Raw genomic sequence first — 13,013 nt, 5'->3', positions numbered from 1 at the left:
CTTCTGGATAAATCTCAGCCATGGGAAAAGAGGTTTAGCGATCCGTTTTATTCTGCGATGTTCAAAATGTCAGGGCTGCCCCGTCATCGACCAGGTCGTCGCCCCGCACTATTTGGGATGATCAGTGCCAAGTGGGTATATGGCCCGGTATTACCACCAGAAGTATATGCAGAGGGTAAAAGACGGCTGGCTGCGGGAGACAAAATCCATCAGCACCTTAAACCTGACGCGCTGACATTGGTTGAGCGACAGATCATTGCCGTTACCAGCATTGCCAATGGGTGCTCTGATTATCGTGATTTCGAAGCGCGTTGCATGTCGGCATTCCCGGTGAAAGGGCAGATGAAATTGCTCTATGCGGCGGCCTGATCATGAGCACCCGAATAATAGAATGCGCCTCCAGAGCGGGGCGTGACTTCTCAGAGTTCATGAAAGGCGAGAAGGGCATGATGGAAGCATTGGCCTCGGTGGATGAGTTTGGCGAGCAGCTGCGCCTCAACGGCTGTGTCAATCATCACTTTGTTAGCTACATGATGCGTAACTCGATCATGCAGGCATTCATGGACATGGCAAAGGCCGAGAGGAAAGAAGAGCGCCGGCGTAAGCGAGCGGAAGCAAAAGCGAAGTAGCCATTACAAAGCTCACCTGCTGGTGGGCTTGCCACTGGCATCCGCTGGTGGCTTTTTTATGCGCATCTCACGCGCACATCAACGAGAGCCTTTCAGCTGTGAGCCTGGGCAAACCGTTAACTTTCTGCGGCTTTGCCGTGCGACAGGCTCACGCCTAAAAGGAAATAAATCATGGGTCAGAAAATCATTACGTTGTCCGGCGCTGCGACGGATGTTCTTTATGCGCTGTTTTTCCGTGGCGCGCTTCAGTCTGGTGACCTACCAGCTAAATCAGGCGCTGCTGAGCTTCGAGAGCTGGGATTCGCTGAAACACGCCATACCGCGACAGAGTATCAAAAGGAAAATTATTTCACCTTCCTGACGGCTGAAGGTCAGGCGTTTGCCATTGAGCACCTGGCCAATACTCGTTTTGGTGTGAAGCAGTATTGCAGCGCAATCAATATTGGAGTTGAGCTGGATACCACAGACGCACAAAAGGCTATTGATGATCTGGACGACAAAATCCGAAACAGCGATGCATTCAAAGTCCTGAAAGATGGCTGGTCTTTCGAAAAGAACGGGACGCTGGTGATTAATAACGGCCAGGTGTTCATTACCGATGCGAAGATTAGCGATGGCGTATTGTCTACAAACTATAACGTAAAGTTGAACGACGCCGATAAAGGCAAGCCGCACGAAGCTGGCATGACCCTCGGTATTGAAGGTGACCAGAGCAAGGTAGTGTTTAAAGCTGATCGCTTTCATGTACATGAAGCGGCTTCATCCATCATCGAAAACGCCGTCGCAACAAGCGCTAAGACGAAGATTAGGCTTGGCGATGAAATGAAGCAGGCCGTCATTGATGCCGTGCGTGAAAGCGATTTGTTCGCAGCCCTCCAGGCAAGCATTAATGCGCAGGAAGCTTCAGTAGCTGGACTGCAACAGGCGATGCGCGATTTGGTGAACGATGCTATCCGCAACATGCTGAGGCCTGGCGGTCTGCTCTATGGTAAGCGCTAATGCCAGCGGCCATCCCCCGCGCCTGTCGTAAGCGTGGCTGCTCCGGGACTACAACAGACCGATCTGGATATTGCGAACATCACCGCAATGAAGGCTGGCAGCAGCATCAGCGAGGACAGAGCAGGCATCAGCGAGGTTATGGCAGCAAGTGGGACAGGCTGCGCCCAATCGTTCTCGACAGAGATAAACACCTTTGCCGTGAATGCCTGCGAAATGGAAGGTATACACCCGCTGAGACGGTGGACCACATCAAGCCAAAAGCTCACGGCGGTACTGACGATCTCTCTAATCTGGAATCAATTTGCCGCGGCTGCCATAAAGCCAAGACAGCACGCGAGCGCCTGAACAGAAATTAAGTAACGAGGTGAAGATGACTGAATCGAAACATGGTTCAGGGCTTCCGCACGCCCATGCTGCCTGCATTGTGGATGGATGCGAATTATCGGTACGATCCCGTAACAGCCACTACTGTGAAAAGCATTACATGCGCGTCCGGCGTCATGGAACGACAGAGAAGCTCAGCACAAGAAAGGATGGCAAGCTGGAGCACGCTGGCGGATATCTGCTGGTGTATGCGCCCGATCATCCTTTGGCATGTGGGAGTCCTCGTGTTTACGAGCACCGGAAAGTCTATTACGACAAACATGGGGCTGGACCGTTCCGTTGTCACTGGTGTGCAAAAACCGTTGGCTGGGACACCCTTCACATCGACCACCTCGATGACTGTAAGACCAATAACGAGCCTGACAATCTTGTGCCAAGTTGCCCTGTGTGCAATCAGAAGCGAGGCGTAGACAAGATGAGAAAGACAATGCGAGAGAACTCCGACCGCAGATATACCGCTCACGGCAAGACGATGTGTCTTAACGAATGGGCGGATTACCTGGGTATTTCGAGAAACTCCATTGAGTATCGACTGAAGGCAGGCTGGGACATCAGTATGGTGTTCAGCCCTCGCATTGGTAACAGTGGTCCCCCGAGCCGGAAACTGGCGAAAATCGTGCATGAGTCGGTTAAATGATATCTGCTCTCATTTGCGCGGTCTGGGGGAGGGCGGGTAAAAACCTCAGGGAAATCACCCTAAAGGACCGCCGCCTAACCTCTTTTCACATCGCCGCAGGTTAGAAAACTTTTTTATGGGGTCCCCCATTCGATGATTAATAGGAGTTTTCGATTATGCCTGGACCACCGAAAACCCCGACACATCTACGTTTGGTGAGGGGTAACCCATCAAAACGACCGATCAATGAAAACGAACCAAAGCCTGCTGCTGGGGTACCCCCAACACCGAAGCATTTCGACAAGCAGGGGAAATACTGGTTCAAGCGTATGGCCGAAGAGCTCGATGCACTTGGCGTCATGTCGCAGCTGGACGCGAGAGCACTTGAGCTTCTGGTTGAGGTTTACACCGAGTACCGGCATCACTGCGATACGCTGGAGAGAGAAGGCTACACCTACGCCGTTTATAGCGACGAAGAGCCAGACGAAGGCAAAGAGCGAGAGATTCGCATGATCAAGGCTCACCCGGCCGCCATTATGAAAGCTGATGCCTGGAAACGTCTGCGCGCCATGCTCGGTGAGTTCGGCATGACGCCAGCCAGCCGCTCTAAAGTGAATGCAAAAGGTCCTGATGCGGTTGATCCGCTGGCCGAGTTTATGAAAGCGAGGGATTAATGGCTAAGGTTGCAGAAGGCATCCGCTACGCCGAGAGGGTGGTGGCGGGGGAAATTATTGCCTGTGAGTATGTGCGCCTTGCCTGTCAGCGTTTTCTTGACGATCTGGCACACGGCGAAGAGCGCGGTATTTTCTTCAGTGAGCCGCGCGCGCAGCACATTCTGAATTTCTATAATTTTGTGCCTCACGTAAAAGGCGCGCTGGCAGGCCAGCCTATCGAGCTGATGGACTGGCATGTTTTTATCCTGATTAATATTTTTGGTTTTGTTATCCCACTGGTTAACGAAGAAACGGGAGAAATCGTCCTGCGTAAGGACGGCAGCGGTCGGCCGGTGATGGTTCGGCGTTTCCGTACAGCAGATGTTGAGGTGGCCCGTAAAAATGCCAAATCAACGCTTTGCTCCGGCGTAGGGCTGTATATGGCTGGTGCCGACGGCGAGGGCGGGGCGGAGGTTTATTCCGCTGCTACAACCCGTGACCAGGCGAGAATTGTTTTTGAAGACGCGAAAAATATGGTCAAGAAGGCGAAAGCCACTCTTGGGCGGATCTTTGAATTCAACAAGCTCGCTATCTACCAGGAGCAAACGGCCTCCAAATTCGAGCCATTATCATCAGATGCAAACAACCTCGACGGCCTGAACATCCACTGCGCCATCGTTGACGAGCTGCACGCTCATAAAACCCGTGACGTCTGGGACGTTCTGGAGACGGCCACCGGCGCGCGCCTGCAATCGCTGCTTTTCGGTATCACCACCGCTGGTTTCAACAAAGAAGGTATCTGTTACGAATTGCGTGATTACGCCATCAAGGTTCTGCGCGGGCTGGTAAAAGACGATACGTTTTTTGCCATCATCTACACCTTAGATGAAGGTGACGATCCCTTTGATGAAAAAGTCTGGCAGAAGGCGAATCCGGGGCTGGGTATCTGTAAGCGCTGGGATGATCTGCGCCGCCTGGCTAAAAAGGCGAAAGAGCAGGTTTCGGCCAGGATTAACTTTTTCACCAAGCACATGAATATCTGGGTTACCGCTGAGTCGGCCTGGATGGACATGATGAAATGGGAGAAATGCGAATTTATCGCCCCGCAGCACGAACTTAAAACCTATCCCTCCTGGGTAGGCGTTGACCTCTCAAACAAAATTGATATCTGTGCGGCCGCTAAAGTCTGGCGCGCGCCAGGTGGCCACGTTCATGCGGATTTTAAATTCTGGCTGCCGGAAGGACGCCTTGAGAAATGTTCACGTCAGATGGCAGAGCTCTATCGTAAGTGGGCCGAGATGGACAAACTAATCCTTACCGACGGGGATGTAATCGACCATGCTCAGATTAAGGAAGAGCTGCAGGTGTGGGTTGCTGGCGAGAGTCTGAAAGAAATTGGCTTCGATCCCTGGAGTGCGACGCAGTTCAGCCTTGCGCTGGCAGAAGAAGGGCTGCCGCTGGTGGAAGTACCGCAGACGGTTCGCAATTTCTCTGAGGCGATGAAAGAGGTCGAAGCACTGGTATACGGTGGCCGCTTCCATCACAGCGATCACCCGGTAATGAACTGGATGATGTCCAACGTAACCGTCAAACCTGACCGGAACGAGAACATTTTCCCGAACAAGTCCACACCAGAGGCCAAGATTGATGGCCCGGCGGCATTGTTCACAGCAATGAGCCGTGTTCTGGTTAACGGTGGCAACGACCAGCAGGATCTCTCCGGATTCTTCAATAATCCCATCATGGTAGGTTTCTGATGAAAAAAAACAAACGGCCAGGCAGGGTTAAAAGTGCTCTGCTTAACTGGCTTGGTGTGCCTATCAGCCTGACTACCGGCACGTTCTGGGAGGAATGGTTTGGTACCAGCAGCAGCGGAAAGGTGGTAACGGCCGATAAAGCCATCCAGTTATCGGCTGTATGGGCATGCGTAAGGCTGTTAAGCGAGTCTATTTCAACCCTTCCGCTGAAAATATACGTTCGACAGCCTGACGGTTCGCGTAAAGCGGCAACCGATCATCCGGCTTATTCTGTACTGTGTCGCCGTCCCAATTTAGAAATGACTCCATCACGCTTTATGCTGATGGTGGTTGCCAGTATTTGCCTGCGCGGGAACGCCTTCATTGAGAAGAAATTCATCGCAAATCGCCTGGTTTCGCTGGCGCCTTTGCTGCCGCAGAACATGGTGGTTAAACGTCTTACTACCGGGGCGCTGGAATACAAATACACTGAAAACGGTAACGAGCGCGTCATTCCCGTCAAAAACATCATGCACATTCGCGGGTTCGGTCTTGACGGTGTTTGCGGCATGATGCCAATGAAAACAGGCCGGGATGTGATCGGTTCTGCAATGGCGGTTGAGGAGTCTGCTGCGAAGATATTTGAACAGGGGCTTCAGAGTTCAGGTTTTCTCTCCGCTGAGAATGCGCTGTCTGACGAACAACGTGAAAGACTTCGCAGTTACATGGCTGCATTTACCGGTTCAAAAAACGCCGGGAAAATCATGGTGCTTGAAGGCGGATTGAAGTACCAGGGCGTCACCATGAATCCCGAAGACGCCCAGATGCTGGAAAGCCGCTCTTTCAGTATTGAGGAAATCTGTCGCTGGTTTCGCGTTCCGCCTTTCATGGTCGGTCACACCACGAAGCAAAGCAGCTGGGCATCCAGTCTGGAGGGCATGAACCTCCAGTTCCTGACACATACCCTGCGACCCCTGTTGGTGAACATAGAACAGGAAATAGGACGGTGCTTACTCGACAGCGATGATGACGTGTTCGCGGAATTCTCCGTTGAAGGACTGCTGCGCGCCGACAGCGCAGGTCGTGCTGCATACTATACCAGCGCGCTTCAAAATGGCTGGATGTCCCGTAATGACGTTCGTCGTCTTGAGAACATGCCGCCGATTGAAGGTGGCGACATTTACACCGTTCAGCTCAACCTGACGCAACTGAAAAATCTCGAAAGCAGCAACCCTGCTGTTCAGGCACTGGCCCTGCGAGAGCTGCATAACCACGTATTCCCCGATATTTCCTTTGAACAATCTCCGCTGAAACAGGCCGCTTAGGAGCCCTTTCCTGATGAGCAAAAAACAACTTCCGGTAGCACCGGCGGGTCGCCCCTGCGCGCGCGTTACCTGTGAAACATTACCGTCCGCACTGGACCGCTGGGACGGCGGGATCAAAGCGGCGGCCACCGACGATAACAGCATTTCTGTTTTTGATGTTATCGGGCAGGACTACTGGGGCGAAGGGGTAACAGCTAAACGTATTGCCGGTGCGCTTCGGGCGATGAACGGCGCCGACGTCACGGTGAATATCAACTCACCGGGCGGCGACATGTTCGAAGGTCTGGCTATTTATAACCTGCTCCGCGAATACGAAGGCCGTGTAACGGTGAAGGTGCTGGGCATTGCCGCCAGCGCCGCCTCGATAATTGCGATGGCCGGGGATGATATTCAGATTGGCCGCGGTGCCTTCCTGATGATCCACAACTGCTGGGTATACGCGATGGGAAACCGCCATGATTTTGCAGAACTGGCACAGTCACTGGAACCCTTCGATACCGCTATGGCTGACATCTACGCGGCGCGCTCCGGCCTTGATATGGCCGCTGTGCAGAAGCTGATGGACGCGGAAAGCTATATCGGTGGCAGTGATGCTGTGGCGAAGGGACTGGCAGACAGCCTGCTTTCTGCTGATGCGGTCAGCGACGGCGACGAATCGCCTGCTGCTGCGCTTCGCAAACTAGATGCATTGCTGGCCAAGACCAACACACCGCGCTCTGAGCGCAGAAAACTCATTAAAGCCTTATCCGGTGGCATGCCTGGCGCTGTCACCACCAACGACGGTACGCCGGGCGCTGCCGAAGACATCAAACCTGAAACCATCAATTCACTTGAAAGCGCCCTGGCGGCGTTAGTCAAATAAGGACCCTTTATGTCTGAAGTAAACGATATTCTGAAAAAAGTCACGGCCAGCATTGAAGAGGCAACCGGCAAGTTCAACGCGAAAGCAGAAGACGCGCTCAAAGAGGCGCAGAAGTCCGGCAAGCTGTCTGAAGAAACAAAGGCAGCCGTCGATAAAATGGCTTCTGAGTTCAACGCCCTGCGCGAAGCAGAAAAAACGCTGAAGGCATCCATGGGCGAACTGGAGCAACATGTTGCCCAGATGCCGCTGGCAAACGCGAAGCATGTTGTGGAGTCAATCGGCCAGCAGGTGATCTCTGCTGAGGCGCTGAAAACCTTTGCTGCCAGTGTTGAAGGTGGCAAACGTATCAGCATCCCGGTGAAGGCTGCCCTGACTTCGGTGGATGTGCCTGATGGTGTTGTGGAGCCACAACGCCTGCCGGGTATTGATACGGCACCGAAACAGCGCCTGTTTATCCGCGATCTGATTGCGCCTGGTCGCACTTCCTCCTCTGCTATCTTCTGGGTGCAGCAGACGGGCTTTACCAATAACGCGAAAGTGGTTCCTGAAAACACGCAGAAACCATACAGCGAAATTGAGTTCACGCCGAAAATCACTGGCGTCAGTACTATCGCCCACCTGTTCAAAGCCTCAAAGCAGATCCTGGATGACTTCGCACAGTTGCAGTCCACCGTTGATGCCGAAATGCGGTACGGGCTGAAGTATGCAGAAGAGCAGGAAATTCTCTTTGGTGATGGTACCGGCGTTCATCTGCATGGCATCGTTCCTCAGGCGTCGGCGTTTAATCCAGCGTTCACTGTCGAACAACAGAGCGGGATTGATGATCTGCGTCTGGCAATGTTGCAGGCGCAGCTGGCGCGCTTCCCGGCATCCGGTCATGTTCTTCACTTCATTGACTGGGCGCGGATCGAGCTGACAAAAGACAGCCTTGGCCGTTACATCCTGGCTAACCCGGCGGCACTGACTGGCCCGACTCTGTGGGGTCTGCCGGTTGTTGCAACGGAAGCGGCAGCCTTCCAGGGTAAATTCCTGACCGGTGCATTCAACGCTGGCGCGCAAATCTTCGACCGCGAAGATGCGAACGTGGTGATCTCCACGGAGAACGCCGACGACTTCGAGAAAAACATGATCACCATCCGTTGCGAGGAACGTCTGGCGCTGGCCGTCAAACGCCCTGAGGCATTTGTATACGGTGCATTCCGCACTGGCGCTGGTAGCTGATGAAATAGCGGCCTTCGGGCCGCTTTTACAGGTGGGAAAATGAAACTGATTGCACTTAAACCGATTTATTTCGGCGGTACCGTCGTTACTGAGGGGCTTCCGCTGGAAACTCTGGAACAGCACGGTCGCGAGCTCATCAAAAAAGGCTATGCGATGCTCGATGAATCAGAAAATCCTGCAGAGCAGGAACAGCCGGAAGTGAAAGCGGACAAGAAGGCGAAAAAATAATGGTCGATCTTGATGTGGTGAAACAGCACTGCCGCATTGATAGCGACTTTACCGGTGATGACGCCCTGCTGACTTTATACACCGGTGCGGCGGCGCGTTACGTCCAGACATGGACAAGGCGAACGCTCTATGAAAACCAGAGCTCCCCTGGCTACGCAGATGATCCGGACCCGATTCTACTGAATGATGATGTTAAAGCGGCCATGTTATTGCTGATAGGTCACTGGTATGCCAACAGAGAATCAGTTTCCGTCGGTCAGACTGTTGCAGAGGTCCCGTTTGCAGTTGAAGCCTTGCTGCAGCCATACCGAATTTACGGGGTATAGGAGGACTTTATGCAGGCCGGAAGACTGAGAGACAGGGTGGTGGTTCAGAACCTCACAACATCCAGAGATCCTTCTGGCCAGCCTGTTGAAGCATGGCATGACGGCGCAGAAACCTGGGCAGAAGTAAAGGGCATTAGTGGCCGCGAGCTGGTAGCCGCTGGTGCTGAAACCGCAGTCGCCACTATCAGGGTATGGACACGATTTCGTAGCGATATAACTGCTGCGTCAAGACTCAGGGTTATGACTGGCGCGTTCAAGGGGGCCATTTTGAATATCATTGGTCCGCCAATCCCTGACTCTCGCGGTGTTCAGCTCGAAATTCTTTGTAAGCAGGGGATCGAAAAATGATTGAGACGAGCCTCGATTTTTCCGGCCTGAATGACATCGCAAAGGATCTGGAGGCGCTTAGCCGCGCTGAAAACAACAAGGTTCTGCGTGAAGCCACGCGCGCCGGCGCGGAGGTGCTTAAGGAAGAAGTGATCGCACGTGCACCGGTACGCACCGGAAAACTGAAAAAAAACGTGGTGGTTGTTACCCAAAAAAGCCGCCGCCGCGGGGAGATTTCTTCCGGCGTCCATATTCGTGGCGTTAACCTGCGCACCGGAAACAGCGATAACACGATGAAGGCGAATAACCCGAGAAACGCCTTTTACTGGCGCTTTGTGGAGCTTGGCACTGCGAACATGCCTGCGCATCCTTTTGTGCGACCCGCTTACGATACGCGCGAGGAAGAGGCCGCCAGCGTCGCCATTGCCAGGATGAATCAGGCTATTGATGAGGTACTGAGCAAGTGAATGAAGATAATATCTACGCCTTGCTTTCTACCCTGGCAGAGGGACGGGTATACCCCTATGTTGCGCCATTAGGTAGTGACGGGAAACCGTCTGTCTCTCCACCCTGGATTATCTTTTCCATCGTCGATGATGTTTCCGCTGACGTACTGTGTGGCCAGGCAGAGAGCAGGGTTTCCGTTCAGGTCGATGTGTATTCAACGACCATAAAAGAATCACGCTCTCTGAGAGATTTGGCGCTCTCTTCGCTTAAGCCGTTAAACCCTACAGAGGTGGTAAAAATCCACGGATACGAGCCAGACCGTCGGCTCTACCGTGCCACCCTGGATTTTAAAGTTACCCCCTGACAATTAATTCACCCAACGAGCCCGCTAATGGCGGGTTTTCTTTTTCCAGGAGACAGCTATGTCTGCACTTTATGAAAAATCGCAGCTGACGAAGATCCTTATTTCCTCCCTGCCAGCCACCAAAGAAACGATGGACTCCGCAACCTTCCTCGATTTGAGTTGCACCATCAAAGAAATTCAGTTCACCGGTGGTCAGAAGCAGGATATCGACGTAACAACGCTTTGCTCGACCGAGCAGGAGAATATTAACGGTCTGCCTTCTCCGTCAGAAATCTCTCTGTCCGGCAACTTCTACAATAATCCGGCGCAGGATGCCTTGCGTGATGCGTATGACAACGATACGACCTACGCTTTCCAGGTTATCTTCCCGTCCGGCAATGGCTTTAAGTTCCTGGCTGAAATCCGCCAGCACACCTGGTCTTCCGGTACCAACGGCGTAGTGGCGGCAACGTTCTCCCTGCGCCTGAAAGGTAAGCCTGAAAGCATCGAGTCTGGCTCCTGAGAGGTCGCATGAAGAATATTAAAAATCTCGCCCTGGCTAAGATGTCGGGTTTCCGTCATAAGACGGTCGCCGTTCCTGAGTGGGAAGGCGTCAAAGTGGTTCTCCGTGAGCCGTCTGGAGAAGCCTGGCTTCGCTGGCAGGAAGTGGTGAAAGCGGGTGCTGATGATGAAAATGTGTCTGTATCGGAAAAGGCACACCGTAATCTTTGCGCTGACGTGGTGCTCTTCATTGACGTCCTGTGCGACACCGATAAGCAACCGGTATTCAGCGTAGACGAAGAAGAGCAGGTGCGTGAAATCTACGGCCCCGTCCATTCACGCCTGCTCAAACAGGCGCTTGACCTGATCAACAATGCGGACGAAGCGCGGGAAAAGTCTCAACCCCCGGCGTAAAGTTTCTGATGTCGCTTGCGCTCCGGATGGGGCGCACGCTCTCAGAGCTTCGGCAGAATATGACGGCAAGCGAGCTTCTGATGTGGATTGAGTTCGACAGGCAAAGTCCGGTTGGCGATATCCGTGGCGACATTCAGGCAGCCCAGCTCGTCTCTGCCATCTACGGTTCGCAGGGGGCAAAAGTACCGCTGGACGATGCGATCCTGCGATGGGGTGGTGATGAGCAATCAGAACCGAAGGACCCGTTTGCAGGGCTTGAGGCGGCACTTACAGCTGCAACTCAGTGACAAATGAACTGTAAAAGAATAGGATTATTTTTTTATAATTTGGTGAAGAAAATGAAAAAACTAGTTCTATTTGTATTATTTTATGGTTTCAGTTGTTTATCAAGTGCAGCTCAAACACTGGCTCCATTAGAACCAAATGAGTTGCAAAGCTATACGTCTACGGTTTGCTCTGATCATGCAAATCCTGAATTGTGTAAAAAAGCTTTTATTAAATTCATGGGCTATATAAAAACAAACGATGATTACTACTATTTCTGTCAAAAGCAAAAAGAGGCAGGGATGACTGTTAATAAAGATTCCTGCAATAAATCGGAAGCTCTGAGAGAATTTTTAGATAAGCCATGAAATTTATATCACAACAAAAAGCCCGTTAATGGGCTTTTTTTTCGCCTGGAGAAAATTGATGGCAACCTTACGTGAGTTAATAATCAAAATTTCCGCTAACTCGCAGTCATTCCAGACGGAAATTTCCCGCGCCTCACGAATGGGGCAAGATTATTACCGCACCATGCAAAATGGTGGCCGCCAGGCAGCGGCAGCGTCAAGAGAAACTCAGAGGGCTTTAGCTGATTTAACGGGGCAGCTTAATTCTGCAAAGGCGTCTGCTGTTGGTCTTGCTGGGGCATTTGCAGGAGCATATGCCACCGGGCACCTTATTTCTTTGGCTGATGAGTGGAGTTCAGTTAACGCCCGGTTAAAGCAGGCATCAAAATCCTCCGATGACTTCAAAGAGTCACAGCGTGCACTGATGGATATTAGCCAGCGAACCGGAACCGCATTTTCAGATAACGCCAGCCTGTTTGCCCGTTCAGCCGCCTCCATGCGTGAGTATGGCTACAGTTCAGAAGAGGTTCTGAAAGTAACCGAAGCTATATCGACAGGACTTAAGCTGTCAGGCGCAAGCACGTCTGAAGCCAGCTCAGTAATCACACAGTTTAGTCAGGCGTTAGCACAGGGTGTTCTTCGAGGCGAGGAATTTAACTCCGTCAATGAAAACGGTGATCGCGTTATTCGTGCACTGGCATCCGGCATGGGTGTCGCCAGGAAAGACTTAAAGGCTATGGCCGATCAGGGACAACTTACCGCCGATAAAGTTGTTCCGGCTTTAATCAGCCAGCTTGGGGCGTTACAGAATGAATATAGCGCGATGCCGCAGACCGTTTCTGCTGCCACGACGAAAGTCGAAAATGCTTTCATGGCATGGGTAGGTGGAGCTAATGAAGCTACTGGTGCGACAAGTGCTCTTGTTGCTGTATTGAATACAGTTTCTGACAATATCGACACTGTGGCTACGGCTGCCGGAGCTTTGGCTGCAATAGGTGGAGCTCGCTATCTTGGAGGGATGTTTGGCGATCTTGGGAACCAGACGGCGCAATTAATAGATGCCAGAAAGAACGAAATTGCGCTCGCAGCTGCAAGGGCTGAATCTGCTACCCAATCACAACGCAAGGCCGCCGCCGATGCTATTGCTGCTGAGCGAGCTTACCAGCTTGCTCAGTCAGAACTTGTGCTGGCAAAGAATACTAATGCTGAGGCTACTGCCACTCAAAATGCCATATCCAAGCGCCGGGCAATGATTACAGCAAATGCGGCACTGGTACAGTCAAACAGAGCCGTTGCAGCCTCTCAGCAGGCACTAAACTCTGCAACATCAGTGCTGGGGCTTGTAAAAACTGGCGCTACGGGTCTTTTGTCGTTAGTTGGTGGTTTGCCAG

General features: G+C 52.4%; 19 protein-coding genes and 1 pseudogene. All 20 read left to right on the top strand.

The window, feature by feature from the left end:
• Positions 1 to 369: P63C domain-containing protein (locus M8370_RS21680; RefSeq protein WP_250021712.1), on the top strand; the 369-nt coding region annotated here is incomplete at its 5' end.
• Positions 370 to 371: 2 nt separating this feature from the next.
• Complete coding sequence (locus M8370_RS21675; RefSeq protein WP_016063373.1) at positions 372 to 629, top strand: hypothetical protein; 258 nt, start codon at positions 372 to 374, stop codon at positions 627 to 629.
• A 171-nt stretch (positions 630 to 800) separates the two neighbouring features.
• Entirely contained in the window at positions 801 to 1,628 is an 828-nt protein-coding gene (locus tag M8370_RS21670; RefSeq protein ID WP_250021711.1) for a phage tail tip fiber protein, read from the top strand.
• Positions 1,628 to 1,984, top strand: coding sequence for an HNH endonuclease (locus M8370_RS21665; RefSeq protein WP_250021710.1), 357 nt, complete (start codon positions 1,628 to 1,630; stop codon positions 1,982 to 1,984). The genes M8370_RS21670 and M8370_RS21665 overlap by 1 nt, the downstream gene beginning before the upstream one ends.
• 14 nt (positions 1,985 to 1,998) lie before the next feature.
• Complete coding sequence (locus M8370_RS21660; protein ID WP_250021709.1) at positions 1,999 to 2,649, top strand: HNH endonuclease; 651 nt, start codon at positions 1,999 to 2,001, stop codon at positions 2,647 to 2,649.
• A gap of 155 nt (positions 2,650 to 2,804) precedes the next feature.
• Positions 2,805 to 3,302 carry a phage terminase small subunit P27 family gene (locus M8370_RS21655; protein WP_250021708.1) on the top strand — a complete coding sequence of 166 codons (498 nt, stop codon included), beginning with the start codon at positions 2,805 to 2,807 and terminating at the stop codon, positions 3,300 to 3,302.
• A complete protein-coding gene (locus M8370_RS21650; RefSeq protein WP_139936683.1) occupies positions 3,302 to 5,038 on the top strand; it encodes a terminase large subunit in 1,737 nt (578 codons plus the stop codon). The genes M8370_RS21655 and M8370_RS21650 overlap by 1 nt, the downstream gene beginning before the upstream one ends.
• The gene (locus tag M8370_RS21645) at positions 5,038 to 6,342 is read left to right on the top strand and encodes a phage portal protein (RefSeq protein ID WP_250021707.1); all 1,305 of its coding nucleotides are present in this window, start codon (positions 5,038 to 5,040) and stop codon (positions 6,340 to 6,342) included. The genes M8370_RS21650 and M8370_RS21645 overlap by 1 nt, the downstream gene beginning before the upstream one ends.
• Positions 6,343 to 6,355: 13 nt before the next feature.
• Positions 6,356 to 7,204, top strand: a complete 849-nt coding sequence (locus M8370_RS21640) for a head maturation protease, ClpP-related (RefSeq protein ID WP_063217331.1) — start codon at positions 6,356 to 6,358, stop codon at positions 7,202 to 7,204.
• Between the two features lie 9 nt (positions 7,205 to 7,213).
• Positions 7,214 to 8,425 (top strand): phage major capsid protein, encoded by a 1,212-nt coding sequence (locus tag M8370_RS21635; RefSeq protein WP_134869838.1) that lies wholly within the window; start codon positions 7,214 to 7,216, stop codon positions 8,423 to 8,425.
• Positions 8,426 to 8,464: 39 nt separating this feature from the next.
• Positions 8,465 to 8,653: a DUF7210 family protein gene (locus tag M8370_RS21630; RefSeq protein WP_053504476.1), complete on the top strand. Its 189-nt coding sequence runs from the start codon at positions 8,465 to 8,467 to the stop codon at positions 8,651 to 8,653.
• A complete protein-coding gene (locus tag M8370_RS21625; RefSeq protein WP_048703104.1) occupies positions 8,653 to 8,979 on the top strand; it encodes a head-tail connector protein in 327 nt (108 codons plus the stop codon). The genes M8370_RS21630 and M8370_RS21625 overlap by 1 nt, the downstream gene beginning before the upstream one ends.
• Positions 8,980 to 8,988: 9 nt before the next feature.
• Positions 8,989 to 9,327: a phage head closure protein gene (locus tag M8370_RS21620; RefSeq protein WP_250021706.1), complete on the top strand. Its 339-nt coding sequence runs from the start codon at positions 8,989 to 8,991 to the stop codon at positions 9,325 to 9,327.
• Entirely contained in the window at positions 9,324 to 9,773 is a 450-nt protein-coding gene (locus M8370_RS21615) for an HK97-gp10 family putative phage morphogenesis protein (protein ID WP_045332806.1), read from the top strand. The genes M8370_RS21620 and M8370_RS21615 overlap by 4 nt, the downstream gene beginning before the upstream one ends.
• Positions 9,770 to 10,117, top strand: a complete 348-nt coding sequence (gp17, locus tag M8370_RS21610; RefSeq protein ID WP_001549112.1) for a tail completion protein gp17 — start codon at positions 9,770 to 9,772, stop codon at positions 10,115 to 10,117. The genes M8370_RS21615 and gp17 overlap by 4 nt, the downstream gene beginning before the upstream one ends.
• Before the next feature lie 58 nt (positions 10,118 to 10,175).
• Positions 10,176 to 10,601 (top strand): annotated as a pseudogene (locus tag M8370_RS21605) (phage tail tube protein); the annotation flags it as partial.
• A gap of 26 nt (positions 10,602 to 10,627) precedes the next feature.
• Positions 10,628 to 11,011, top strand: a complete 384-nt coding sequence (locus M8370_RS21600) for a phage tail assembly chaperone (protein WP_001549114.1) — start codon at positions 10,628 to 10,630, stop codon at positions 11,009 to 11,011.
• A gap of 8 nt (positions 11,012 to 11,019) precedes the next feature.
• Entirely contained in the window at positions 11,020 to 11,298 is a 279-nt protein-coding gene (locus M8370_RS21595) for a phage tail assembly protein T (RefSeq protein ID WP_045332808.1), read from the top strand.
• A gap of 51 nt (positions 11,299 to 11,349) precedes the next feature.
• Positions 11,350 to 11,643: a hypothetical protein gene (locus M8370_RS21590; RefSeq protein ID WP_250021705.1), complete on the top strand. Its 294-nt coding sequence runs from the start codon at positions 11,350 to 11,352 to the stop codon at positions 11,641 to 11,643.
• 58 nt (positions 11,644 to 11,701) lie between these two features.
• Positions 11,702 to 13,013: tape measure protein (locus M8370_RS21585; RefSeq protein ID WP_250021704.1), on the top strand; the 1,312-nt coding region annotated here is incomplete at its 3' end.

Source organism: Enterobacter cloacae complex sp. OE43NF, from assembly GCF_023544405.1.
In the GTDB taxonomy this organism is placed as follows: Bacteria; Pseudomonadota; Gammaproteobacteria; order Enterobacterales; family Enterobacteriaceae; genus Enterobacter; species Enterobacter cloacae.
The sequence above is the reverse complement of the archived record's forward strand: the minus strand, read 5'-3'. Positions and strand labels throughout refer to the sequence as shown.